The following is a 25075-nucleotide window of genomic DNA, read 5'->3' as shown; positions in this document are numbered from 1 at the left end:
TCGCTCAGCGGGGCAGTCGTGGGGTGAGACCGCTGCACGCGTCCAGACCCGACCGGGCGGCCAGTACGGCGGCCTGCGCGCGCCGCTCCACACCGAGCTTCTCGAGCAACCGTGACACGTAGTTCTTCACCGTCTTCTCGGCGAGGAACATCCGTGCAGCGATCTGACGGTTGGTGAGGCCCTCGCCGAGCAGCGCCAGCAACCTGCGTTCCTGCGCCGTGAGTTCGCCGGGGGCGCCGGGCTGTCGTGTGGGCGTCACGGGAAACGGAATCTCGTGGCCCGCACCGACCTCGCGTACGGCCTGCACGAGTTGCATTCCGCGAATGTCCTTGACCAGGTAGCCCTTCGCGCCCGCGGCGACCGCTTCCCGCACGGCGCGTTCGTCGGGGAACGCGGTGATCATCAGGCAGCGCAGATCCGGCATGTCGGCCCGCAGTTGCCGGCAGACATCTATGCCGCTGCCGTCGGGCAGGCGGACGTCGAGCAGCACGACGTCGGGGTGGAGTGCGGGGATTCGCGCGAGTGCCTGGGAGCGGCTCTCGGCCTGGCCGATCACCCGCATGTCGTCGTCGGCCTCGAGCAGTTGGGTGAGACCGCGGCGCACCATCTCGTGATCGTCGACGAGGAACACTGTGAGCATCTTCGGCACCTCCCGGGTGCGTACGACCTGATGGTACGACGATCCGCCGCTCGACAAGCCTTCTCGGGACTTCCGGCCCTACCGAACCGCTCTTCGTTCCCACTCCTCCCATATCTCCCAGGGCGCGATCTCCCAGGGCTCGCGGTCGCGGTACGGCCGAGGACCTTGGGCCCTGTCCGACCGCCCGCCACAGGTGTTTCCTGGGAAGGGACAGGACACCGCACCCTCGTCGAGGAGCGAAGATGACTGCGCAGCCGGCCCCGGACACCCGACCGCGGTGGACCGCGTCGATCGACCGACTCGGGCCGGCGGACGCCCGCTCCGTGGGTGGCAAGGCCGCCAATCTCGGGGAACTCAGTCGCGCGGGCTTCCCGGTACCGCCGGCTTTCGCGATTCCCGCCCAGGCGTATCTCGAGGCCGTCGACGCCGCGGGAATCCGAGCGGAGCTCGTCGAACGCAACGCCGCTGCGCGGTCGAAGAATGACGCGGTCCTCGCCAGGGAATCGCGTGAACTACAGGATCTCGTTCGGGGCGTGGCCCTGCCCGACGACATGCGCGCACAGATCTGCGGGGCCTACGCCGATCTCGGCTCGGACGTTCCCGTCGCGGTGCGGTCCTCGGCGCCCGCCGAGGACGCCGCCGACACATCCTTCGCAGGCATTCACGAGAGCTACACCGACGTCGTCGGCGACGAGGCCCTGATCGACGCCGTGCGAGCGTGCTGGGCGTCGTTGTGGACTCCGAGAGCCCTGACGTACCGCAGTCTGCGCGGCTACACCGACGAGCCGTCCATCGCGGTCGTCGTACAGCGCATGGTGCGCTCGGACCGTTCCGGGGTCGCGTTCACGGCCGACCCCCGCACCGGCAACCGGGACCGGATAGTCGTCGAGGCCGCGCTCGGGCTGGGGGAGGTGATCGTCGGCGGACAGGTCGAGCCCGACACCTATGTGGTGGACAAGGACGGTCCGACGCTCACCGACAAACACATCGGCGCGCAGGCGTTCGCCATCCGACCGGGTCCCGACGGCGATCGGCGGGAGGAGTTGACTCCCGACGAGCGCACCCGGCAGGTGCTCGACGCGGAACAGGTGCGGGAGATCGCGAAGATCGCCGCCGCCGTGGAGCGGCACTACGGCGCACCCCAGGACCTCGAGTTCGCGGTCGAGGACGACCACGTGTGGCTCGTCCAGACGCGACCGATCACGACGTTGGGAGACGCCGACGGCGTGCCGTCCGCCGATCCCGCCGGTGGAACCGGGACACCACTCGTCCGCGGTCTCGGCGCCGGTCCGGGCACTGCCACGGGTACCGCCCGGGTACTGACCGCGCTCGAGGACTCCGGCCGGCTCGGCGACGGTGACATCCTCGTCGCACCGATGACCCGTCCCGACTGGCTGCCGGTGCTGCGCCGGGCCGCCGCGATCGTGACCGACGGCGGGGGAGTGACGTGCCACGCGGCGATCGTCGGGCGCGAGCTCGGACGCCCCGTGGTCGTCGGCACCCACGACGCCACGCAGGTCGTCACCGATGGCACCGTGATCACGGTCGACGGCGACAGCGGGGCGGTGTACGCCGGGGCGGCGACGTCGTCCCGCCCCGCTCGCACCGAGCCCGCCGTTCCCACCGCGTCCACTCGAGCCGTGTCGGAGCCGACGGCCACCGCGCTGTACGTCAACCTGGCGACGCCCGAGGCCGCCGAGTCGGTGGCCGCCTCCGACGTCGACGGGGTGGGCCTGCTGCGCGCCGAGTTCATGATCACGGGCGCGCTCGGCGGCAAGCACCCGACCGCTATGGTCGCCGCGGGGCGACGTGACGAGTACGTGGACGAGATGGCCGCCGGTGTGGAGCACATCGCCGGCGCCTTCGCGCCGCGGCCGGTGGTCTACCGGGCGGTGGACCTACGCTCGAACGAGTTCGCCGAACTCGAGGGCGGCGACGTCGAACCCGACGAGGACAACCCGATGATCGGGTACCGCGGTTGCTTCCGGTACGTGCGCGATCCCGACCTGTTCGCGCTCGACCTCGACGTTCTGCATCGCGTGCGGAAGCACCTGCCGAACGTGCACCTGATGATCCCGTTCGTGCGCACCCGCTGGGAGCTTGCCGAATGCCTCGCCCAACTCGACGCGCATCCACTGGGCTCCGACCGCCGCATGCACCGCTGGATCATGGCGGAGGTGCCGTCGGTGGCGTACTGGATCCCCGAGTACGCCCGCCTCGGGATCGACGGGGTGTCCATCGGCAGCAACGACCTCACCCAGTTGATGCTCGGGGTGGACCGCGACTCCGAGGTCTGCAAGGACCTCTTCGACACGATGGATCCGGCGGTACTCGATGCGATCGACCGGATCATCGATCGCGCGCGGCGGGTGGGTATGACGACGTCCCTGTGCGGTCAGGCGGTCTCCACCGATCCGCGGCTCGCCGAGCATCTCGTTCGTCGGGGGATCACTTCCGTGTCGGTCACCCCCGACTCCGCGGTCCGTACCCGCCGCGTCGTCGCTGCGGCCGAGCGGCGGATTCTCCTCGATCACGCGCGCACCGTCTCGGCTGCCGAGTGAGCAGCGCCAAGTGAGCAGCGCCTCGGCGCCGACAGTGATGCCCGTCAGTCGCCGGACTTGACCTCGATGCTCCGTGCGCCGGATCCGGACGTCGACAGACCGACGGTCACCTCGAGGATCCCCTTTGCGTAACTGGCCTCGACCCGGTCCTCGTCGGCATTGGCCGGCAGCGTCACGGATCGGTTGAACGATCCGTAGGAGAACTCCGAGCGGCCGCTCTCCGATCGCTCCTCGGTGCGTTCGGCCTCGATCGTCAGTCGTCCGTCCTCGACGCTGACTTCGATGTCTTCCGGGTTCAGCCCGGGCAACTCGGCACGCAGAACGTACTTGTCGTCCTCGACGCGGTCCTCGACTCGAATCAGATTGCCGCCGAACGGCGGACGGAACCCTGTGACGGGTAGGGCATCGAACAGTTCGGTCAGGTCGGGGAAGACCGACCGGCGGCGGGCTGGAACGTCGGACATGACCACTACTCCTCGCTCGGCTCACAGCCGCGGAACCGGCTGCTCCTCCATTCGACTCCGGTGGTCGCCGTGGGGGCAGGGTCGTTGGTCACCAACCGTGCAATGGCGACCTCTCCGGGTGATCGGCCGACGCGTACGCAAAGACTCCTGTTTGCGCATGCCCGGAGGGTAACGTTCGCATCGAGGACCGGTCCGGATCCGCGCGCGTGGAGGTAACCATCGATGAATTTGGCGTTGACCCCGCAAGAACGGGTTTTTCGGGACGAGATGCGCACGTTCTTCCGGACGGAGATTCCGTCCGAGATCCGGGAGCGGGTGGCCTCCGGCGGCTCGGTGAGCCGGGACGATCTCGTCGCGACGCAACGCATCCTCAACGCGGCGGGTCTCGCCGTACCGCACTGGCCGGTGCAGTGGGGCGGACGGGACTGGACGGCGATTCAGCGGCACATCTGGCTCGACGAGATGCAGCTCGCCGCCGTCCCGGAACCGCTCGCGTTCAACGCGAACATGGTGGGGCCGGTGATCGCGGCGTTCGGATCCGAGACGCAGAAGGAGCGCTTCCTCCCGGCCACCGCGAACCTGGACATCTGGTGGTGCCAGGGCTTCTCGGAGCCCGGCTCGGGCTCGGATCTCGCGTCACTGCAGACTCGTGCGGTGCGTGACGGCGACGACTACATCGTCAGCGGACAGAAGACGTGGACCACACTCGCGCAGTACGCCGACTGGATCTTCTGTCTGGTACGGACCGACCCGAATGCACCGAAGAAGCAGGCGGGCATCTCGTTCCTGCTGATCGATCTCGCGTCGCCGGGCGTCACTGTCCGGCCCATCAAGCTCATCGACGGCAGCTACGAGGTCAACGAGGTGTTCTTCGACGACGTCCGCGTCCCCGCCGCGAATCTGGTGGGAGAGGAGAACGCGGGCTGGAGCTACGCCAAGTTCCTGCTCGGCAACGAGCGGACGGGCGTCACCGGCGTGGGCCGCACCAAGGTTCGGCTCGCCCGGGCGAAGGAGCGTGCCGCGCAGACTCCGCTCGGTTCGGGGTCGCTGCTCGACGACCCGCTGTTCGCTGCGCGGGTGGCCGAGCTGGAGAACGAACTGCTCGCGCTCGAGCTGACCCAGCTCCGGGTGGTGGCCGCGTCCGCGAACGGCAAACCGGACCCGGCGTCGTCGTTGCTCAAGCTGCGCGGGTCGGAACTGCAGCAGGCCGCGACGGAACTGCTCGTCGACATCGCCGGCCCGGACTCGCTGCCGTTCGATGCGGGGGAGGAGATCGACTCCCCGGTGTGGGCTCAGCGCGCGGCGCCTACCTATCTCAACTACCGCAAGGTGTCCATCTACAGCGGGTCGAGCGAAGTGCAGCGCAGCATCATCGCGTCGTCGATCCTCGGATTGTGAGGCGGCGAAATGGATTTCGATCTGAACGACGAGCAGAAGCTACTGCGTGACACGACGCGGGAACTGCTGGACCGCAGCTACGACCTCGAGCAGCTCACCGCGGCTCAGGAGACGCCCCGCGGCTGGCGGGACGACGTGTGGCGTCGGCTGGCCGAGACCGGTCTCCTCGGACTGGGATTCGACGAGGACGACGGCGGTTCGGGCGCCGGTCCGGTGGAGGTCGGGATCGTCATGACCGAACTCGGGCGGCGGCTCGCGCCCGAACCGGTCCTCGACGCCGTGCTGCTGCCGGGCAGTCTGATCGCCGACGTCGGCAGCGAGGCCCAGCGCCGCAAGATCCTTCCCGATGCGGTGGGCGGCGCGATCCTGCTCGCGTTCGCCCACGCCGAACCCGGGCAACGGGTGCCGACCACGGCTGTGCGCACCACCGCTGTGCGGCAGGGCGATTCGTGGACGGTCAGCGGAACCAAGAACCCCGTTCCGCACGGCGACTGTGCGGACACCGTGGTGGTGTCCGCACAGCTTCCCGACGGCGCAATCGGTCTGTTCCTCGTCGACGCCGGCACCCCGGGCGTGTCCCGGAAGCCGTACGCGACCCACGACGGGCGCCGCGGCGCACAGATCGAACTGCACGACGCGCCGGCGGAACCGTTGGGAAGCGGTGACGATGCGGTGGCCGCGATCGGTGCGGCGCAGGTGCGCGCGCAGGTGGCGTTGTGTGCGGAGGCCGTGGGTGCGATGGAGGAGGCGCTGCGCCTGACCACCGAATACTTGAGAACCAGAAAGCAATTCGGTGTTCCGCTGGCCAGCTTCCAGACACTCACGCAGCGCGCCGCCGACATGTACGTCTCACTCGAACTGGCGCGCAGCATGAGTCAGTACGCCACGATGTCTCTCGCTGACGGTGTGGTCGATCCCATGGTGGCGTCCCGCGCGAAGTTGCGGGTCGGCCGATCCGCCCGTCACATCGGGCAGGAAGCGATCCAGATGCACGGCGGAATCGGCATGACGGCGGAGTACTCGGTGGGGCACTACGTGTCGAGGTTGACTGCGATCGAGCACACTCTCGGTTCCGTCGACGACCACCTCCGGGTGCTCGCGGCCGACGTCGCGGGCCACGACATGGTGAACGTCACCGACTGACGGACATGCAAGCGGACGAAACCACTGGGTGATCGGATCGAAGGGAGTCACCGATGGCGGACGGGCTCGAGTTCGCGGTCCTGGGTCCCGTCACGGTGCGTCGCGATGGCAATCCGATCGCGCTCGACACCCAGCAGCGTGCATTGCTCGCCGCGCTTCTCGTCGCCTTCCCGCACTCGGTCGACATCGAACGGCTGCGTGCGCAGGTGCGGTACACCGGGGCAGCGGCGGCCGGCGACGGGCAGGTCGAGGGAGGCCCCGATCCGCTCGTCGGGTTGTTGGAGGGGTTGCAGCAGCGACTCGAGGCCGGTGCTGCGGAGGGGGAGCGGGTCCTGGTCCGCGACGGGACACGGGTGCAGTTGCTCGTCGACCCGGATGCGTTGGATTCTCGGCGTTTCGTCGCCGAGGTGCGCCGCGGGGACGCGATGGTGTCGGCCGCGCCGGACGCCGCCGCCGACGCCTACCGCGAGGGGCTGCGGCTGTGGCGGGGCATCGCCTATGCGGGGATCCCGCCGACGGCCTTCTCCGAAACGGTGTTCATCGAAACCGAAGTGTTCCGGCTGACCACCCTCAGATTCGGGGCGCGCATGTCCCTGGCCACGGCGCAACTCGACGGCGGGGCGCCGGCCGCGGCCGCTGTGGAGGCCGAAGCGCTCGTCGCGGACCACCCGCTCGACGAGCGCGCGTGGGAAGTGCTGGTGCTCGGTCTGGCCCGGTCGGGACAGCACGCGCATGCACTGGCCGCGCTCCGCAGGTGCCGCGCGATCATCGACGACCGGCTGGGCTGCGAGATCGGTCCCGCCCTCCGGCGCATCGAGACCGCGATCCTCGCGAACGACGCCGTGTACCTCGAATCCGCCCGGGTGTCCGAGCCGCGGAAGTCTCGCGGATCGAACCTGATGGCGCCGCGGACCCGCCTCATCGACCGTGAGCGGGAAGTGTCCGAGCTCATGGAACTTCTCGAGACGGGGCGGCTGGTCACGCTCGTCGGGCCGGGCGGTGTCGGTCGGACACGGCTCGCGGTCGAGGCCTGCCGTCGACGAGACGACCCCGACGGACCGTGGGTGGTGGATCTGTCGAAAGTCAGTGACGGCGCGCTCATTCCGTCGACGATCGCGACGATGCTGGCGCTCCCCGGCGTCGGGTCGGCCACTCATCTCGCGGATGTGTTGGCCGCGCGGGCGTGTGTCCTGGTTCTCGACAACTGCGAGCACGTCGCCGGGTACGCGGCCGACGTGGCCCGCGCCATCGTCGCCGAGTGCCCGGACGTGCGGATCATCGTCACCGGTGCGGACCCGCTCGGTGTCGAGGGCGAGGCGGTCCTGGTGGTGACGGCCCTGCCGGTGGACGGTGCGTCGGTCGCGTTGTTCTCCGAACGCGCCGCGGGAGTGACCGCGTCGTGGAAGTTGGATTCGCACAACTCCGACGCGGTTCGGACGATCTGCCGCGCGGTGGAGGGGTTGCCTCTCGCGATCGAGATCGCGGCGGCGCAGCTGCGGTGGCTCACCGAGCGACAGATCGTCGAGCGCCTCGCCACGCACTTCACGCTGCTGCACGGCACGCCGAACCCCGCCATCGGCCCGCGTGGGCGGCTGTGGGACACGATCGACTGGGCCAACCGTCTGCTGTCGGACGGTGAGGCGCGTCTGCTGCGTCGCATCTCGGTGTTCGCCGGCTCCTTCGACGCGGAGGGCGCGGCCGCGGTGTGTGTGCTGGGGGCAGTGGACCAGGTGTCGATGGTGCTGACGGGGCTCGTCCGGCGGGGGCTGCTCCGAGTCGTTCCCGGATCGGCGCCCACCCGGTACCGCATGCTCGCGACGGTGCGTCGCTTCGCGCGGGAACAGGCCGACGACGCGGAGTCGATCGGTATCCGGGCGGCGCACCGCGCCTACGTCCTGGGCCGGGTGGAGGCGATCTCGCCGTTGCTGCGCAGCGCCCGCGCCGGCCAGGCGGTGGACATCCTCGCGGTCGACCAGGCGGAGCACCGCGCGGCGCTGGAGTCGGCGTTCGCCGTGGACGATGCCCATTACGCCCTCGAGTTGGCGGGCCGTCTGGCCTGGTTCTGGTACCGGATCGGCAATATCGGCGAGGGCTTGCAGTTCCTGCGGAGAGCGCTGGATCTCGTCGCCGGGGATTGGCGGCCGCCGGAGCCGAGGGTGATGGCCCGGGCGCTCGACGGTTTGGCCTCGCTGACGTATCTGACGGGTGATGCGTCGACAGCGGAGGACTCGGTGCGGCGTGGTGCCCAGTTGTGGTCGTCGATCGGGGAGATGGGGGAGGTGGCGCGCGACGAGGCGTGGCGAGCTCATTTCGTGGCGATTCAGGGTCGGCCCGAGGTGGCGGTCGAGATCTGTCGCCATGCGGTGAAGCTCGCGGTCGAACATGACGCCTTGTGGGCGGAGGCCGAGGCCCGGATGTTGCTCGGCATGCAGCTGCGGTCGCTGGGGGAGGTCGAGGACGCGCGGGAGGAGTTGCGGGCGGCGATTCGGATCGGGGAGCGGTGTGGCCATCGGTGGGCGGTGACGTCGTCGACCTGGGCGTTGATGAAGGCGGACGCGGATGCGGGCGACGTCGAGGGCGCCCTCGCGACGATGCGGGTGATGCGTGCCGATCTGGAGGAGGAAGGCGACGTCACGTCGTGGCTGGTGATGATCCACTCGACCGCGGCGGTGTTGGCGGCGGCCGGTCGTCCCGCCGATGGTGCGGTGCTGATGGGCGCCGTCGACGCTCTCGGCGCGCATGCGGGGTTCCTGCCGGCCTGGATCGATGCGATCGACGGCCCGATCGAGGCGGCCGTGGTGCACGATGCGCTCGACGACAAGGAATACGAGCAGTACGCAGCGATGGGTGCCCACTTGACCCGCGAGGAAGTCAACCGGCTGTTGGGAGAACTCGTCGAGGGTCCGGTCACCGAATCGCATTGACAGAATTCCCCTTTCGAGACGGTGAAGACCCGAGCCTGGGCGCCGCCGGGCAGGCCGCTCGGGGTCCGGCGCGGCCGTTGGCGGGGATGGGTTTCTTGTGGGGGTCGACGGTGCTGGGTGGTGTGAACCACGGGTGCCGGTCGGCGCCGATTTTCACGTCCCAGTGGCTGTGGTGGAGGAGTTGGTGGTGGTAGCGGCAGAGCATCACGAGGTTGTCGAGGTCGGTGGGTCCGCCGTCGGCCCAGTGTGTGATGTGGTGGCCATCGCAGTGTGCGGGTGGTGCGGCGCAGCCGGGGAAGGCGCAGCCGTGGTCGCGGGCGATCAGGGCGCGGCGCTGCTTCTTCGACACGGTCCTGCTGGTGCGCCCCAGATTCAGGGGGACGCCGTCGTCCATGACGATGGGGGTGAGGTGGCAGTCGCACGCGATCCTGCGTGTGGTCGCGATGGACAGGGGCCCGGCGTGGGGCAGGCGTGCGATGTCTTTGTTGCCGAACAGGTCCGGATGATCGCCGTCTGAATCGGCCCACTCGTGATCGGCGTCGGATTGTGCAAGGTCTTGCGCGTTCACGTGTAGCGAGAGGTGTGGTCGTTCGCCGCCTTCGATCGGGGCCTCACCCGAGTCGAGGTAGCGGCGCAGGATCTCCGCGAACGCGTCGGCCCGCTGCCGTGCCGGGGTGCGGGTACCGGCGGGATCGTCCATCGGGTTGCGTGGCTTCGTCAACGCGGACAGTGCGGTCAGGAGCATCTCGCCGGTGACTGCGTCGAGATCACCTTTGACGGCGACCCGCCCGTTCAGGGTTTTCGAGGCCTGGAACTCGTTGCGCTCGCTGTCCTCGCTGGGCGGGAGTTCGTCGGATTCGAAGATCCGTTCCAGCCGGGCGATGCAGCTGCGGACCGTTGTTGTTGTCGCGGTGGGCCCGGCGGCGCTGTCGAGCAACACTTTCCGGCACGAATCAAGTGCTTCGTTGGGCATGCCGCGGGGCGGGGTCTCGCAGAACTTCCCGATAAAAGAAGCGTGCTCGGCGGAAACGGCCCCCGAGTTGAAGGCGTCGGCGATCTCGCGCTGACGATTGAGCGTGCGCCCGAGCGCGAGGATGCGTGCCGCGGCCGGCACTTCCAATAACGAATTCGATGTAAGCCACTGTTTGACGCTGCGGAAGCCGAGGGTGTCGAAAGAGACGGGACGTTCGTCGATTTCGGCGACCATCGCGACCCGCAGGGCTTCGAGGCGTTCGATCTCGCGGCAGACGTCGACTGTCCCCTGCAGGAGCGAGATTTCGGGGAGTCGGCGCACGTCACCCGGTTGCAGCGGGGTGGCTGCGATGCCCGAATTGTTGAGTCCCCCCGGATTCATGACACGAGCCTAGCTCGAACGCATGTTCGAGTCAATGGCGGATCGCTCGCTGGATCGCTGGTTGTCGAAACGACTCGAGTAGGCGTGCTGGACGGCTAGTGTGCGAGCCATGCGCTGCGCAGATCGTCGATCTTGGCGGCAATGGGGCATTTTCGACTTTGGTGGCGGTGTGGGCGGGCGTGGTCACGGTTCCCGCGACTGCAGGTGCCGCTCCGGCGCCACCGGGCGTCGACGACTTTTACCGTGCGCCTGACGGATTCGAGTCGACGTCTCCCGGTACCATCCTGCGCGAGCGTCCCATGCGGCTGGCGTCGTACTCCGCGCGGCCGTTCAATGCGCAGGCGTGGCAACTTCTCTATCGCCACCTTCGTGTCGACCAACATCGGCACGGGCGAGATCTTGTTGGGCAGACCGATCGGTCCCCGCTAGATGCGCGAGCGGCCCGACCGTGCGAAGCCGGAGTGAGAACGGAAGGGAAAATCCACTTCCTTCCACTATCAACTTATAACGCACCGGGGGGCTTGCGGCAAGGCCCCCGGTGTGCCGCAGAATCGCTGCTCTGAGCCGGAATTCTCAGGTCGAGAAGCATGCCGGCTGTGTCGGCGTGACTACGCGTGACGTCCGGCACGGGGAAGCGAGGGCACGTGTCAACAGGGGACTACGAAGAAGAATTGCGGGACGAGCGGACATACGTGGCGGGGCTCTATGCGCGACTCGACGCCGAGCGCGCGCGGGCGAAGCGCCGGTACAGCGCGACGTTGCGAAGGCCGATCGACGCCGAGAACGGCGGCACGCTGGTGGAGCGGGACGCCGGAGTGCGGGCGCTGGCCCGGGAGATCACCCGGCTGGACGTGGCGGATCACGGTCTGTGCTTCGGCCGGCTCGACAGCGTCGCCGGGGAACCGTCCTACATCGGCCGTATCGGACTGTTCGACGTGGCGAACGAGTTCGAGCCGCTGCTGCTCGATTGGCGGGCCCCGGCAGCCCGCGCGTTCTACGTCGCTACTGCCGCGCACCCCGAGGGTATGCGTCGACGCCGTCAGTTCCACACGCGTGGGAGGGATGTCGTGGATTTCACCGACGAGATCCTCGCCCGCTCGGACCCGGACGGACACGACGACGCGGTGGACCGGGTGGACGCGGCTCTGCTGGCGGCGGTCAACGCGCCGCGGGCCGACGGCATGCGCGACATCGTGGCGACGATCCAGGCCGAACAGGATCGAATCATCCGCCTCGACCACGACGGGGTCCTGGTGATCGAGGGCGGTCCGGGTACCGGGAAGACCGTGGTGGCGCTGCACCGCGTCGCCTACCTGCTCTACACCCAGCGCGATCGGGTCGAGCACCACGGCGTGCTCGTCGTGGGGCCGAACCCGGCGTTCCTCGACCACATCGATCGCGTACTGCCGTCGCTGGGGGAGTCGAACGTGGTGTTCACGACCATCGGCGATCTGGTGCCGGACGTGACCACGACCCGCGAGGACCTGCCCGACGTCGCGCGCTGCAAAGGATCGGCGAAGATTCTGGACGTGCTGGCGGCTGCGGTCGCCGACCGGCAGCGGCTGCCGCAGAACCCACTGTCCGTCGAGTTGGCCGACGTCACCGTGCGAATCGATGCGGAGACCGCACAGTGGGGGCGGGAAGAGGCGCGGGCGAGCGGACTTCCGCACAACGAGGCCCGTGAAGTGTTCCGCGACATCGTCACGTACGTGCTCACCGAACGGGCAATCGGACGCATCGGTCGAGGTTGGCTCACCCGCTCGGATCGCGACGCGTGGGAGCGGCTGCGCCGCGACCTCCTCGCGGAACTCGCCGACAACGACGGATTCACGGCGGCGCTGGACGAGCTGTGGCCGACGCTGGATCCGGAAACCTTTCTCGCGCAGTTGTACACGTCACCTGAGCGGCTGCGTGCGGCGGGCGCGGACCCCGCGTTGTGGCGGGCCGACGGGAATGCCTGGACGGTGTCGGACGTTCCGCTGCTCGACGAGTTGGCAGACCTTCTCGGCGCCGATCCCGCTGTCGAACGCGCTGCCGAACGGAAGCGGAAGGCGCAGGCGCAGGCCGAAGCGGCGTACGCGGCCGGAGTGCTCGACCTCATGGTCGGCCGCGCGGATCACATGGACGACGACGACCACCTGTTCGCCACCGATCTGCTGTACGCCGAGGATCTGGCGGAGCGCTTCGTCGAACACGACACCCGCGAACTCGCCGAACGCGCTGCGGCGGACAGGAACTGGACGTATCGGCACGTCGTCGTCGACGAGGCGCAGGAGTTGTCCGAGATGGATTGGCGGGTGCTGATGCGCCGCTGCCCGAGTCGGTCCTTCACAGTGGTCGGCGATCTCGCGCAACGTCGGTCGGCAGCGGGAGCGACGTCGTGGGACGCGATGCTCGCGCCGTACGTGCCGGGTCGCTGGGTCTACCGGGCGCTGTCGGTGAACTACCGGACACCGGCCGAGATCATGTCGGTCGCCGCGGCCGTGCTTGCCGAATTCGCTCCCGATGTCTTACCGCCGGAGTCCGTTCGAGCCAGTGGCGTCCAGCCCTGGTCCAGGCAGGTCACCGACACCGAACTGGCAGCCGCCGTGGACGAATTCGTACGAGACGAAGCGGGGAGGGAGGGGACCAGCGTCGTGATCGGGCCACCTGACGTTCCGGGAGCAGTGGCGGCGTCGGAGACGAAGGGACTCGAGTTCGACGCCGTGCTGGTCGTGGATCCGGATCGGATCCTCGCGGACGGGCCCCGCGGCGCCGCCGAACTCTACGTCGCGCTCACCCGGGCCACGCAACGCCTCGGCGTCCTGCACCGCGGACCGCTGCCGGGCGCGCTGCGCCGGCTCGCCGGGCCGGCGGGGCGGTAGCTCCTCAGGCCGGGCGCACCCATTCGAAGGCGTGTGCCTCCGAGCGGGTGCCCTCGGCCGTCCGGGAGCGATTGGGCTCGCCCAGTTCGGCCAGCATCGGCGCCGCGGTGTCGACCAGGCCGGTCAGTGTCCTCGGGCTGAGCCAGTCCGGTCGGGTCGCGAACGCGATGTCCTCCGTGGACGTGTTGCCGCTGGCGCCGGGCGCGAACGGGCAGCCGCCGAGCCCACCGAGTGAGCCGTCGACCACGTTCGCCCCGGCGCCGATCGCGGCCAGGGTGTTCGCGACGCCGAGCCCCCACGTGTCGTGTCCGTGGAAAACGATGCGGCGCTGCGGCGATTCGGTCTTCACCCGGGCGACCAGTGCGGCCACCTGTGCGGGCACCGCCTGGCCGAGGGTGTCGGCGAGGACGATGTCGTCGGCCCCGTCGCCGCGCGGATCGTTTGCGATCGCCAGCACTCGGTCGGCCGGGACGTCACCCTCGAACGGACACGTGAACGACGTCGCGATACACAGTTGGATCCGCCCGCCCACCGCGCGGGTCAACTCGACGGCCGCGGGCATCGCGGCGAGGCTGTCGTCGGTGGACCGTCCGATGTTGGCACGGTTGTGGGATTCCGACGCCGAGAAGCAGTACTGGAAGTTGCGTGCTCCGGCGGCCGCGGCCTTCTCGACGTGGCGCGGCGTGGCGACCCACACCCAGCACCGCTCCAACTCCTCGGGTGTCAGCTCTCCGATCACCTCGAGAGTGTTCGCCATCGGCGGCACCAGATCGGGCCGCGCCATCGACCCGACCTCGAGTTCGGGAACGCCGAGGGACAGCAGGCTCCGCGCGATTTCGAGCTTGCGGTCGGTCGGGAGTACCTTGCCGGTCAGCTGCAGGCCGTCACGCAGGGTGACGTCGCGCAGAATCGACCGGGGCGCATACGAATAGTTCATCAGCACTCCGTCTCGGTGACGATGCGTTCGATCTCGACGTCGGAAAGCCCCAGCACAGCCGCGAGTACGTCGCGGGTGTGTGCGCCGAGATCCGGGCCGACGTGGTCGATGGGCAGCGACTTGTCGCCGATCACCGGCACGATGCCCGGGAATCCGACCGGCTTGGCGGAGTCCTCGCCCGTGTCCACCCAGAACGTCTGGATCATGTTGCGCGCGTTGTACTGTTCGTCCTCGACGATGTCGGCGGCGGTGTAGATCGGCCCGGACGGGACGTTCGCGTCGTCGAGGATGCGCAGGGCGTCGTCGCGGGTGTGACGCGACGTCCAGGCGCCGATGGCGGCGTCGAGTTCGTCGCGGCGCGCCCAGCGTCCCGCGTTGGTCTGCAGTTCCGCGTCTGCCGCGAGGTCGGGTCGCTCGATCGTCTCCATGTAGCGCTGGAAGATCGCGTCGCCGTTGCCGGAGATGATGATGCTGGTGCCGTCGTTGCACGGATACGCGTTGGACGGTGCGATGCCCTCCATCCGGCCGCCGACCCGTTCGCGTTTGACGCCGTACGCGAGGTAGTCGGGAACGAGGGACTCCATCATCGACATGATCGACTCGTTGAGTGCCACGTCGATCGTCCGCTGCGACAGCGCGAGCCGCTCCCCGACGCGGGACTGCCTCTGGAACAGGGCCATCACCGAGCCGAACGCGGCATACAGGCCGGCGATGGAATCGCCGATCGAGACGCCCACGCGCACCGGCGGGCGGTCGGGATCACCGACCAGTTCCCGGAAGCCGCCGAGAGCCTCGGCGACGGCCGCGAATCCGGGCCGTTCGGCGAGCGGTCCGGTCTGCCCGAACGCGGAGATCCGGGTGATGACCAGATCGGAGTTCACCTCGTTCAGCTGCTCGGGGCCGATACCCCACTTCTCGAGGGTGCCGGGGCGGAAGTTCTCGAGCAGTACGTCGCACTTAGCGGCGAGGTCGAGGACGAGGCGACGGCCCTCGTCGGACCGCAGGTCGAGCACGATCGACTTCTTGTTCCGGTTGATCGTGCGGTACAGCATCGACGTCGTGCCCGAATAGAGGCGCCAGTTCCGCAGTTCGTCGCCGGTGCGCGGGCGCTCCACCTTGATCACTTCGGCGCCGAAATCGGCGAGCAGCCGGCCGGCCGTGGGTGCGGCGATGTAGTTGCCCAGCTCGAGCACACGGATTCCGTCGAGGGGCCGCGTCGGGTTGTCCTGCGTCATGAGTCGATTCAAGCAGTTGCCGCGGCGGCCGCGGTTTTCCCGTCCATCGGGAAGTGACATGCACATGTCGTCGCGCCTACGGTGTGCTGACTGAGACGTAGGCCACACCGCTCGTGTGGTCTCCCGACAAACGGTTGGAGTGGATGGTGGGTCTGAGTTCGGATCGGATCGTGGTGGTCACGGGCGCGAGCCGGGGCGCGGGTAAGGGCATCGCGCTGGCGTTGGCCGAGAGTGGCGCCAAGGTGTACGTCACGGGGCGGACGCAGACCGAGGGCGACGCCCCGCTGCCCGGCACGGTGTTCGCGACGGCCGAGGAGATCACCCGGCGCGGAGGCGAGGGTGTGCCGGTGGTTCTCGACCACAGCGACGACGCGCAGGTCGCGGCCTTCTTCGAGCGACTGAAGGAGGAACACGGCCGCCTGGACATCCTCGTCAACAACGCACTGGCGGTGCCGGACGAGCTGACCAAGAAGGGACCCTTCTGGGAGAAGTCGCTGGCGCTGCTCGACGTGCTGGACGTCGGCATGCGGTCGAGCTACGTCTCGAGCTACTACGCTGCGCCGCTGCTCGCCGCCAACGGCGAGGGGCTCGTCGTCAACACGTCGTCGTTCGGCGGCACCTGCTACATGCACGGTCCCGCGTACGGTGCCGGCAAGGCCGCGGTCGACAAGATGGCCCACGACATGGCGGTCGACTTCCGACCGTTCAACGTCGCGGTCGTCTCGCTGTGGATGGGTCTGCTCATGACCGAGCGCACCAAGGCCGGATTCGATGCGAACCCGGGTGCGTACGACGGGCTCGCCGCGACGGCGGAGTCGGCGGAGTTCCCCGGCCGGGTCATCGACGCCCTCGCCCGCGACCCCCAACTGATGAAACGCAGCGGTCAGGTGCTCGTCGGAGCAGAGGTCGCGGAGGAACTCGGTGTGAAGGACCTCGAAGGCAAGCAGCCGCCGTCGCACCGTCAGTTCCTCGGCAATCCGCCGGCGTTCTCCGACGCCGTCATCGACTGACAGCCGAATCGGCGGACACCGATCTGCAGCGGACTCGTATCGGATCGGTATCGGCGAGTCGTCCTCGTCGTGTCGCTCCGAGGGAGGGGGCGACCGGCGGGGATACCGTTCGCGTCTGACGTGAAGTGCTGGACGTGAAGTACCGCGTAGCCGCCGTTGTCCGAACACCTGAGCCGAAATCACGCGACAGGAACGTGTGAGGGAGTTGTCATGGAGTCCGCTGCAGTCAAGTTCGTTCTCGTGAGTCTGTTCCTGGCCGGGCTGGTCGCCGCCGGCGTCGGACTGGCCGAGTTGCACGTCTACACCACCGTCGCGGCGCTCATCGTCGCATCGGTGTCGGGGTTGCTGCTCCTGCGCATCCGCGCCGAGTCGCACGGACGCCTCGAGTCGCGCCGATCTCTGGTCGGCTGAGCACACCGAGGCGCGGTTTCTGGAACAGTGGTGGGCGTAAACCTCTCGAGGAGGCCTCATGCCCGCACCCGAATCGTCCGCGGCCGAGCGGCGGGCTCGGATCGAGGAGCACGTGCGTTACTCGTGCGAGCGCGCGCGACTCGACGGCCGGCACCCGCAACTGTCCGACGCTGCTGCCGTGCTGATCGCGGCGGCCCGCGTCGACGCGCCCACCCGCGAGATCCTGGGAGCCCGTCGCCGCGCGGGTCGGACCATTCCCTCGATCGGCGGATTCGGCGGACTGCGCCTGCTGTCCGACGAGTACGCCGGCGTCGCCGCCAAGGCCGCATCGCTGCAGCCCGGCCCGGTCCAGCTGGCGTACCGGTACCGGGCCGCCGAACTGGGGAAACGAATCGCGGCCCTTCGATCGGCGGTGACGATGTCCGCCGCGCACTACGGCGGCGGCGTCCGGGCCATCCGCCGCGAGCGCCGGGACGGGGTGCACTTGGATCCCGCGCAGCGTGACGCGTTGTTCGCGGCGCTGCAGCGGACGCCCGCGCCGTTGCCGGTTCACCGGCGGAAGCTGCACGAACTGCGTAACGCCGTGCTCGAGTCGACGGCCGAGCGCGTGACGCGCGTGTCCGCCCTCACCCGGGCCGAGGACGTGGGACGCCGCGCCGCCGAGGCCCTGGAGCGCGCCGTCGAACCCGACGACGACCGGTTCGTCGACCGCTACGACACGCTGCTGTTCCTCGCAGGGACCCTGTACGACCGCATCGAAGGAGCGCCGGTCTGGCACTCCGAGCACTTCGCGATCCAACGCGCGCAGCTGGATCTGGGGGAGGAGCTCACCCAGATCGCCGTCGACACCGTGGCACTGCACGGCATCGTCGGTGAACTCGACGATGCCGTGCAGTCCAGCCCGGAGGCGCGTGAGCACGTCCAGTCCCGCCGGGATGCGCTCACCCCCGTGTGGGATCAGCTCGTCGTGCGGGTCGCGGCCCTCGCTAGGATCGGGGATCTGCTCGACCAGGTCGAATCCCATCTGCGCGCAACGGAATCGATGCGCTGGGCCACCAGCCTCGACACCCGGATCGACGAGCTCATCGCTCGTTCCGGCGATCGGGAACTGTCCGCCGACAACACCCATCACGTGGGAGACCAGTTCGGTGGGGTCGAAGAGCTGATGGGAACGTATCGCGTGGCGCTGGGCGGCGACATCGCCGAACTCACCGCTCGCGGCGAGTCGTAGCCGTTCGGTCGACCCGAGAACCGAAGGGCGCACGATTCCCGCCGAACGGGAGAAACGACCGGATGCGTCATCCTTCTTAACTTTTGCAAGTTACGATCCGTTCGCGACCTTCACCGGGAGGCGCCGTGAGCGAACGGAGTCGTTGTGAACCCCAGTGGAATCGAGGCGTACCGACTCGGCCGCAGCTTCGACGTCATGCCGATCCCGATGGACCCCGCGCACTGCGTGGACGTGCCCGCGGGACCCCTCATCTTCGTCGTGGAGTCTCGGCATCTGACCGACGAGGCGATCAATTCCAACGCGGTCGAGCGCGGTCGCCCGGACGCGACGTACGACAGCGGCATCGACGACGAAGGTGCGTGCGTTCATGTGTTGAGCGCCGGGGATCGGTCGGAGCACCTGCGGTTCGACTGCTTCGACAACGAACCGCACTACCACTACATCCGGCAGGCCGATCAGCAGAACGTCGTGGTGCGGTTCGATCAGTTCGCGGAGGGCGACGCCAGGGACTGGACCCTCGGCCGCCTGCGATCGAGGCTGCCCCACATGCTCGGATTCCTCGGCCTGACCGAACTCGCGGACGCGGTACAGGCCACGGACCTCGAACCCGCCGTCGCAGAGGTGGAGCGCCTGCTGTCCCGCTGAACGGCGATCGAGACCGGTGTTCGACCGCCGGTGTGCCGCTGTCCGTTTGGCGCAGTTTGCATGCCAAGCTGGTCGGGTGCCGATACAGATCCCCGAAAACCCCAGGCTCGAAAACACCGCCGAGGCGGCGGTGTGGGCCGCGCTGACCGCGCAGCTCGGCCCCGGAGATCTGGTGGTCGCCAATCAACGCGTGACCGATCATCAGAAGGACCACGAGGTCGACTTCGTCGTCGCGACGGAGGGCGGCGGGATCGTGTGTCTCGAGGTCAAGGGCGGACTGATTTCGCACGACGGCACCGACTGGATCCAGCAGCAACGCAAGGGGCCCAGGGCGATCCACCCGGTCCGTCAGGTGCGGGAATCGTGTTACGCGCTGCGCAGGTTCGTCGAGGCGGATCCGCGCTGGAGTCACGGCCGGCTCCGGTGGGATCACATGGTGGTCTTCCCGAACACCGAGATCTCGCAGGACTTCGCAGTGGCGGACTGCCCGCGGTGGAAGGTCGTCGACCGCACCGACCTGGACCGTATCGGCGAGAGGATCAGGAAGGTCGTTGCGGGCCAACTGCTCGACCGTCCCGAGCTCACCGCCGCCGGCATCGACAGTCTCGCCGATGCGTTGTCGGGGAGGGGGCTTCCGCAGCGAGACGTCGTGGCACGTGCGATCGCCAACGAGGATGCCGCAGACGCGCTCACCGCCCAGCAGGCCGTGATCCTCGACGCGATCCGGTTGCTCCGCCGCGTCGAGGTGCGGGGCGGTGCCGGCAGCGGCAAGACGTTCCTCGCGGTGGAGCAGGCGCGGCGGCTGGCGAAGTCGGGGGAGCGGGTCGCGCTGATCTGCTACTCGCACGGCCTCGCGTCGTATCTCGAACGGCTCACCGCGACGTGGCCGCGCAAGCACCGTCCGGCCTATGTCGGAGAGTTCCACGCTCTGGGTCAACTGTGGGGTGCGCCCGACGGCCCGGACGAGAGCATCCGCAACGACGACACCGTGCGATTCTGGGAGAACGAACTGCCCCGGCACATGGCGGCGCTCGCCACGGAGCTTCCCCCGGAGCAGCGGTTCGACGCCGTCGTGGTCGACGAGGCGCAGGACTTCGCGGACGCATGGTGGGAACCGTTGCTCGCTGCGCTCAGTGATGAGGACGACGGTGGCATGTTCGTGTTCAGCGACGAGGGTCAGCGAGTGTTCGACCGGCAGGGTGTGCCCCCGGTGCAACTCGTTCCGCTGGTGCTCGACCAGAACCTGCGCAACACCCGGCAGATCGCGGGATCGTTCACGTCGCTGGTGGGACAGCGGATGAAGCTTCTCGGGGGCGACGGTCCGGAGGTGCGGTTCGTGCCGTGCTCGTCCGCCGATGCCGTCGGGGTCGCCGACGACCAGATCGACGCGCTGATCGACGAGGGGTGGCGCCCGGAGGACGTGGCCCTGCTGACCACCGGGAGCAGGCATCCCGAACAGGTGTCGCGGCAGCAGCAGGGCAGCGAGGAGTACTGGAAGAGCTTCTGGGACTCCGACCAGGTCTTCTACGGGCACGTTCTCGGCTTCAAGGGGCTGGAGCGCCGCGCCGTCGTGCTGGCGGTGAACGAGGCTGTGGTGCAGGAGCGTTCGAGAGAGCGGCTGTACGTTGGGCTGTCGCGGGCCCGTGACCAGTTGGTCGTGTGCGGCGACCCCGAACTGATCACGCGCGTCGGGGGTTCCGAACTGGCTCGGCGACTGGGTATCTGATCGCCGTCCCTCGGGGCGAACGGCACGATCGACGAATTCGAGGAGAGATGACGATGTTCGACGCAACCTGGGAATCGGTGTCCGGGCGAGCACTTCCGGGCTGGTACGACGACGCCAAACTGGGGATCTTCGTGCGTTGGGTCCTGTACTCCGTGCCGGCCTGGGCGCCGCAGGTCGACGACATCCAGCAGTTGCTGCGCGAGCGCGGGCCACGAGGGATGCTGCGGAACAACCCGTACGCGGAGTGGTACCTCAACACGATGCGTATCGAGGGCAGCCCTACCCAGCGCCATCACGCGCAGACCTACGGAATCGACTGTCCGTACGACAATTTCGTTGAGCAGTTCGATCGGGAGTCGTCGGCGGCGGACCTGGACGCGCTCGCATCGTTGTGTGCGCAGACCGGCGCCGGCTACGTCGTTCTCACCACCAAGCACCACGACGGGTTCACGCTGTGGCCCTCCGGGCGACGACTATCGCGAGTACGCCACCGCACACGTGCGTGAGCGGATCGACCGCTACGGCCCCTCGGTGCTGTGGAACGACATCTGCTGGCCGTCCGGCGGCAACCTGGCGGGGTTGTTCGCGTACTACTACAACACCGTCGAGGACGGCGTGGTCAACGACCGGTGGGCCGAGCAGGACGTGAAGCGGGACAGGACTTCCGAGTCGTTGCTGCGTGGCGCGGGTGAGCTTGCGCAGCGGTTCTGGCGCTTCGTGCCCGATGACAGGAAGGAACTCGCCTTCCCCGGATCAGAGCACTACGACTTCAAGACACCGGAGTATGCCCAGTTCGATACCATCGTCGACGAGAAATGGGAATCCACTCGCGGCGTTGGTCATTCGTTCGCCGCCAACCGGAACGAACGCCCCGAGGACATCGTCACCGCCACCGAACTGATCCGCTCGTTCGTCGACATCGTCAGCAAGAACGGCAACCTGCTGATCGGAATCGGCCCCGCCGCCGATGGAACGGTGCCGGAGGAACAGCAGGCCCCGCTGCGAGGACTGGGGGAGTGGATGGCGATCAACCGCGACGCGGTGATCGGGAGTCGGCCGTGGACGACCGCAGCCGGTACGACATCGGAGGGCAGTTGCGTGGCGTCGACCTGCGTGGAGTGCGCGGTGTCGAGCTGCTCGGTGACCCCGCCGCCGCATTGGACTTCTCCACGCTCGACGGCCGACTCTCCGCCGAACTTCCCCCGGAGCTCCCGGTATCGGCCACGCACGTGCTGCGATTGGCAGGCGCGGCGGGCTGACCGGATGCTCGGTCAGGAGGGGGAAGGCCGCGGGCGCTGCGTGTCGGGGGTGCGCAGCGCCCGCGAGCCGGTCTACATCACCAGCCGCGCTCGGCGAGGCGGTGCGGCTGCGGGATGTCGTCGACGTTGACTTCGCGGTCCAAGACTGAGGAGTACCCCAACCGCGTGGATCGTCCACGCATGCTGATCAGGCGTAGCGTCAGGATCGCGTCGATGGCGTTTAGAGCGCCAGCATCGCTGGCGAGGGCATGTTCAGGGGTTGTGCATCAGGTTGAGAATGAATGAAGACCGCTTCAAAAGCTCGGACGGCTTAGAGATCCGCCGACGTCACAGCGGTGAGCGTCGGAAGTGCTTGGGGTTCGGCAGACCTAGTCCACGGCCTGCCACGCCCGCTGTGGCAACCAACCATCGCCGGCTGAGCAGGGCTGGCAGGCCTTTCCGAATGACGCTCGCAGTCATCTGGATGGTGCTGTCACATGACTAGAGAGCAGTGACGGTGCGCCGACCCGCCGGCCGCGTGATGCGGGGCATGGGGCCGAGGTCCGTGACCGACACCATCTGTGTGGTAAGCGGGACGCGTCGGGAACAGAGTCGGCCGCCAGGCGTAGCCCTCGCGAGGGAGCCGCTGCCGAGCCGTAACACGGATTGACAGCCGCCCTGTGCCCGACGCTGTGATCTATTTTGCACATTTTTAGTGTGCGTGGCTTGCAGTCATTGGATGCGTCTACTGGCCGGCGTTTTTGGCCATTTCCAGAAGCGACTCCTGGCTGCGTCTGCTTCGTACGTCGTCCTTCCGTAGGCTTCGTCCCTCGGAAAGCGGAGCCTTGAACGCGTCGGCGGCAAGTTCGGCGGCCGTAACGATGGCCGCTTCAATCTGCTCTGACAGAGCCTTCTCCATAACGCGGAACTTGAGCTTCCTGGGCTTCTTGAGCTTCTTGCTCGTGCCCTCAATGTCAGCATCCTCAAAGATTGCGACAAGCTCGGGATTGATCAACGCAGATACCACCATCGCAATGTGGTACTTTGCGGCCTTCAGGATGGTGGACTCAGGCGTCCGCGCGAAGTACCTATCGATCCGATAGATGATCCACGCCGCATAATAGTAGGTCTCGACAGGGTACTCGCCCCACACGAATGAGTCTTCGACCTCGAGGTCCTTCGGAGACCCGATCGCGCGCGATGACTCCCCGAACAGCGTTGCGGCAACGGCACGATTGAGTTCCGGTGTTGTGACGACCCGCGTACGCGCGAATTCAAGTGCAGCGCCACGATTCTGTCGTTCATACCGAAGGCCATCGGTGCCGGATTGCGCGAAGTACTCTTCGACGTCTTTGGCGACTTGCGAGCTCGCCTGGATGTCGGTCGAGCCGATCGCGGTCTGAAGGTTGGTGGCGATCGCGACGCTGGTTCGAACGCCGGGATCACTGGAACTGACAATTTTGACGGGGATCCAAAGGTCAGCCATTAGTTGCGGCGCGTTCCTCACCTCGTCAGACTCGGACCACCTGATCAGCTGGTGACTGGTCTGGCCGCCATTCACGATCTGATACCCGGAGATGAAGAACCGGTCTCCGAGTCCTCGCAGATCGGTCGCGATGATTGTCAGACCGTTGTTCAGGAACGGAAAATGCTCGCGCTCACCCGACTGGAGAGTGCCGAGGATTCGACTGTTCACGGGATTCTGGGGACCGAGATCTAGTCGCACGTTGTCGTCGAATATGCCGGGTCGAATATCTCCAGACTCGTCCTTCAGGAGCTTCATGACCTCGATCGCCGAGACCAGACCGATGTAAGCCTCGCTTACTCGTTCCGTAGCAGGGATCGTCTGGCGCTTTTCGAAATTGAACTGGATGTTCTGCGGGCCGTGTCGCTCCTTCTGCTTGGCCGCAAGTTCTTCATGGCCGTGGGTTCGAAGCTTCAGGCCTTCAGAGTAGGCTCCGATCTCGCGGATGCGGCCGAGAGCCTCGGTGATCTGAAGCTCTGCTTGCGCGCTCTTGCCATCGTTCGAGCTAGTGGTAACGTAGTAGATTTCACAAGGAATCCGGCTGTCCTGAAACTTGTCGCCGCTCTCGGCGATCCTGTCGATCAGGTTCCCCAGATCGACGAGCCGCGGGGGAAGCTCGATACTTCCCGGCTTCATCGCGTATTTAGTCACGGCCTCGACGCCGTGGAGGAACTTTGCGATAAGCTTAGAGTCGTAAGATTCGCTCGTCTTAGCCTGGATGAAGATGACGTTGGCGGAGTTTGCAGTTTGCTCAGAGATCAGCTCATCGATTTCTTCAGGCTCGAACACAACTCGCCCGTTCACAATCACTGCGCCGATGTCGATGCCTTCATCATTGCCCCCGCCCAGGACGGAACGCTCGATGGAATCTACGTCGTCACGAAGGTACTGGAAGAGGTAGTTCGCGGCAACATAACGCTCGAACAACTCAGACTCCGGGCCCTCGAAGCCGAAATCGCGAGCAAACTTCGTGACGCGCTTGCTGGTTAGGGTGTGCACCCGTCCTCCTGTTGGCAGCTGCAAGGCAATTCGGGAAGCACAGACTCCCCGGATGGGACTCTACCGGCCCTCAACCGGAAACTAGTCATACTGGACTGATGCGTACGCTGCAGACCAGGTTATTCGGACCTCTTTGTTCGCGATCGCACATCGTGTCACTGGAACTCGCAATGTCGACCAGCGCAGAGCCCGGCAAACATGAAGCGCGGGGCGCCGCATTCTTGGCGGGACTGACCAGAATATCGACTTGCCTAATCGAGTCCACGGGTATCGAGACCGCGACAGACCTCGCGTCCGCACGATTCACAGCACGCTGATCAACCCATGCAGTTCGTTCTCTTCGCGCTCGAGTCAGTGACCGGTGAGCCTCATCGGGCGCAGTAAGCAGGCGAGTGGCCCCAGCCGGGCAGGGACAGAAGCGGTGGCTCGCGCCGCCGAAGCGGATCAGTGCGAGCCAGAGGGCTTCGTTTACCAGCCGCGCTCGGCGAGCCTGTGAGGCTGCGGGATGTCGTCGACGTTGATGCCGACCATGGCCTCGCCGAGACCGCGGGAGACCTTCGCGAGGACGTCGGGGTCGTCGAAGAAGGTGGTGGCCTTGACGATCGCGGCGGCGCGCTCGGCGGGGTTGCCGGACTTGAAGATGCCGGAGCCGACGAACACGCCCTCGGCACCGAGCTGCATCATCATGGCCGCGTCGGCGGGGGTCGCGATGCCGCCGGCGGTGAACAGGGTGACCGGGAGCTTGCCGGCCTTGGCGACCTCGACGACGA

Annotated in this window: 18 protein-coding genes and 1 pseudogene; 12 read left to right on the top strand and 7 right to left on the bottom strand. The window is 67.6% G+C overall.

Annotation, left to right across the window (positions count from 1 at the left end):
- Positions 1-4: 4 nt before the first annotated feature.
- Positions 5-640 carry a response regulator gene (locus PSS76_RS09665; RefSeq protein ID WP_005514356.1) on the bottom strand — a complete coding sequence of 212 codons (636 nt, stop codon included), beginning with the start codon at positions 638-640 and terminating at the stop codon, positions 5-7.
- Between the two features lie 242 nt (positions 641-882).
- Between PSS76_RS09665 and ppsA the strand changes: the two genes are divergently transcribed.
- Positions 883-3201, top strand: a complete 2319-nt coding sequence (gene ppsA / locus PSS76_RS09660) for a phosphoenolpyruvate synthase (protein ID WP_064078822.1) — start codon at positions 883-885, stop codon at positions 3199-3201.
- A gap of 44 nt (positions 3202-3245) precedes the next feature.
- Here ppsA and PSS76_RS09655 read toward each other — a convergent pair whose 3' ends face one another.
- Positions 3246-3665 (bottom strand): Hsp20/alpha crystallin family protein, encoded by a 420-nt coding sequence (locus PSS76_RS09655; RefSeq protein WP_005514353.1) that lies wholly within the window; start codon positions 3663-3665, stop codon positions 3246-3248.
- Between the two features lie 222 nt (positions 3666-3887).
- On the opposite strand from PSS76_RS09655, the gene PSS76_RS09650 reads away from it, so the two are divergent.
- Genes PSS76_RS09650 through PSS76_RS09640 form a run of 3 tightly spaced genes read left to right on the top strand, consistent with a single transcriptional unit; the run spans position 3888 to position 9130 of the window.
- Positions 3888-5063, top strand: a complete 1176-nt coding sequence (locus PSS76_RS09650) for an acyl-CoA dehydrogenase family protein (protein WP_064078821.1) — start codon at positions 3888-3890, stop codon at positions 5061-5063.
- A 9-nt stretch (positions 5064-5072) separates the two neighbouring features.
- Positions 5073-6206, top strand: a complete 1134-nt coding sequence (locus tag PSS76_RS09645) for an acyl-CoA dehydrogenase family protein (protein WP_081122795.1) — start codon at positions 5073-5075, stop codon at positions 6204-6206.
- Between the two features lie 53 nt (positions 6207-6259).
- Positions 6260-9130, top strand: a complete 2871-nt coding sequence (locus PSS76_RS09640; RefSeq protein ID WP_064078819.1) for an AfsR/SARP family transcriptional regulator — start codon at positions 6260-6262, stop codon at positions 9128-9130.
- Here PSS76_RS09640 and PSS76_RS09635 read toward each other — a convergent pair.
- Positions 9114-10484, bottom strand: coding sequence for an HNH endonuclease signature motif containing protein (locus tag PSS76_RS09635; protein WP_337456156.1), 1371 nt, complete (start codon positions 10482-10484; stop codon positions 9114-9116). The two genes, PSS76_RS09640 and PSS76_RS09635, sit on opposite strands and share 17 nt — an antisense overlap.
- 644 nt (positions 10485-11128) lie before the next feature.
- Here PSS76_RS09635 and helR point away from each other — a divergent pair.
- Positions 11129-13348, top strand: coding sequence for an RNA polymerase recycling motor ATPase HelR (gene helR, locus PSS76_RS09630; RefSeq protein WP_175272121.1), 2220 nt, complete (start codon positions 11129-11131; stop codon positions 13346-13348).
- 4 nt (positions 13349-13352) lie between these two features.
- Here helR and PSS76_RS09625 read toward each other — a convergent pair whose 3' ends face one another.
- Together PSS76_RS09625 and PSS76_RS09620 are read right to left on the bottom strand one after the other, a co-directional pair.
- Positions 13353-14285: a hydroxymethylglutaryl-CoA lyase gene (locus PSS76_RS09625; protein WP_013415460.1), complete on the bottom strand. Its 933-nt coding sequence runs from the start codon at positions 14283-14285 to the stop codon at positions 13353-13355.
- The gene (locus PSS76_RS09620; protein ID WP_041674075.1) at positions 14285-15520 is read right to left on the bottom strand and encodes a CaiB/BaiF CoA transferase family protein; all 1236 of its coding nucleotides are present in this window, start codon (positions 15518-15520) and stop codon (positions 14285-14287) included. The genes PSS76_RS09625 and PSS76_RS09620 overlap by 1 nt, the downstream gene beginning before the upstream one ends.
- A 143-nt stretch (positions 15521-15663) precedes the next feature.
- Between PSS76_RS09620 and PSS76_RS09615 the strand changes: the two genes are divergently transcribed.
- The 7 genes from PSS76_RS09615 to PSS76_RS09585 all read left to right on the top strand — a co-directional run bounded on the left by PSS76_RS09615 (position 15664) and on the right by PSS76_RS09585 (position 21932).
- On the top strand, positions 15664-16530 hold the full coding sequence (locus PSS76_RS09615; protein WP_022594954.1) for an SDR family NAD(P)-dependent oxidoreductase: 867 nt from the start codon (positions 15664-15666) through the stop codon (positions 16528-16530).
- 210 nt (positions 16531-16740) lie between these two features.
- Complete coding sequence (locus PSS76_RS09610; protein ID WP_013415462.1) at positions 16741-16941, top strand: hypothetical protein; 201 nt, start codon at positions 16741-16743, stop codon at positions 16939-16941.
- Positions 16942-16999: 58 nt separating this feature from the next.
- Complete coding sequence (locus PSS76_RS09605) at positions 17000-18172, top strand: hypothetical protein (RefSeq protein WP_337456155.1); 1173 nt, start codon at positions 17000-17002, stop codon at positions 18170-18172.
- Positions 18173-18316: 144 nt separating this feature from the next.
- Positions 18317-18817: a DUF7700 domain-containing protein gene (locus PSS76_RS09600; protein ID WP_013415464.1), complete on the top strand. Its 501-nt coding sequence runs from the start codon at positions 18317-18319 to the stop codon at positions 18815-18817.
- Positions 18818-18893: 76 nt separating this feature from the next.
- Complete coding sequence (locus PSS76_RS09595) at positions 18894-20543, top strand: nuclease-related domain-containing DEAD/DEAH box helicase (RefSeq protein ID WP_337456154.1); 1650 nt, start codon at positions 18894-18896, stop codon at positions 20541-20543.
- Between the two features lie 53 nt (positions 20544-20596).
- The gene (locus PSS76_RS09590) at positions 20597-21049 is read left to right on the top strand and encodes an alpha-L-fucosidase (RefSeq protein ID WP_337456153.1); all 453 of its coding nucleotides are present in this window, start codon (positions 20597-20599) and stop codon (positions 21047-21049) included.
- Entirely contained in the window at positions 21042-21932 is an 891-nt protein-coding gene (locus tag PSS76_RS09585) for an alpha-L-fucosidase (protein ID WP_337456152.1), read from the top strand. Before PSS76_RS09590 ends, PSS76_RS09585 begins: the two co-directional genes overlap by 8 nt.
- A 594-nt stretch (positions 21933-22526) precedes the next feature.
- Here the strand turns inward: PSS76_RS09585 and PSS76_RS09580 are convergent.
- Together PSS76_RS09580 and PSS76_RS09575 are read right to left on the bottom strand one after the other, a co-directional pair.
- On the bottom strand, positions 22527-24305 hold the full coding sequence (locus PSS76_RS09580; protein ID WP_337456151.1) for an AIPR family protein: 1779 nt from the start codon (positions 24303-24305) through the stop codon (positions 22527-22529).
- 468 nt (positions 24306-24773) lie between these two features.
- Positions 24774-25075 (bottom strand): annotated as a pseudogene (locus PSS76_RS09575) (pyridoxal 5'-phosphate synthase lyase subunit PdxS); the annotation flags it as partial.

Origin of the sequence: Prescottella sp. D32, assembly GCF_037287305.1 — a bacterium.
In the GTDB taxonomy this organism is placed as follows: Bacteria; Actinomycetota; Actinomycetes; order Mycobacteriales; family Mycobacteriaceae; genus Prescottella; species Prescottella equi.
Note: the sequence above shows the minus strand (reverse complement) of the source record. Positions and strands in the feature narration are given on the sequence as shown.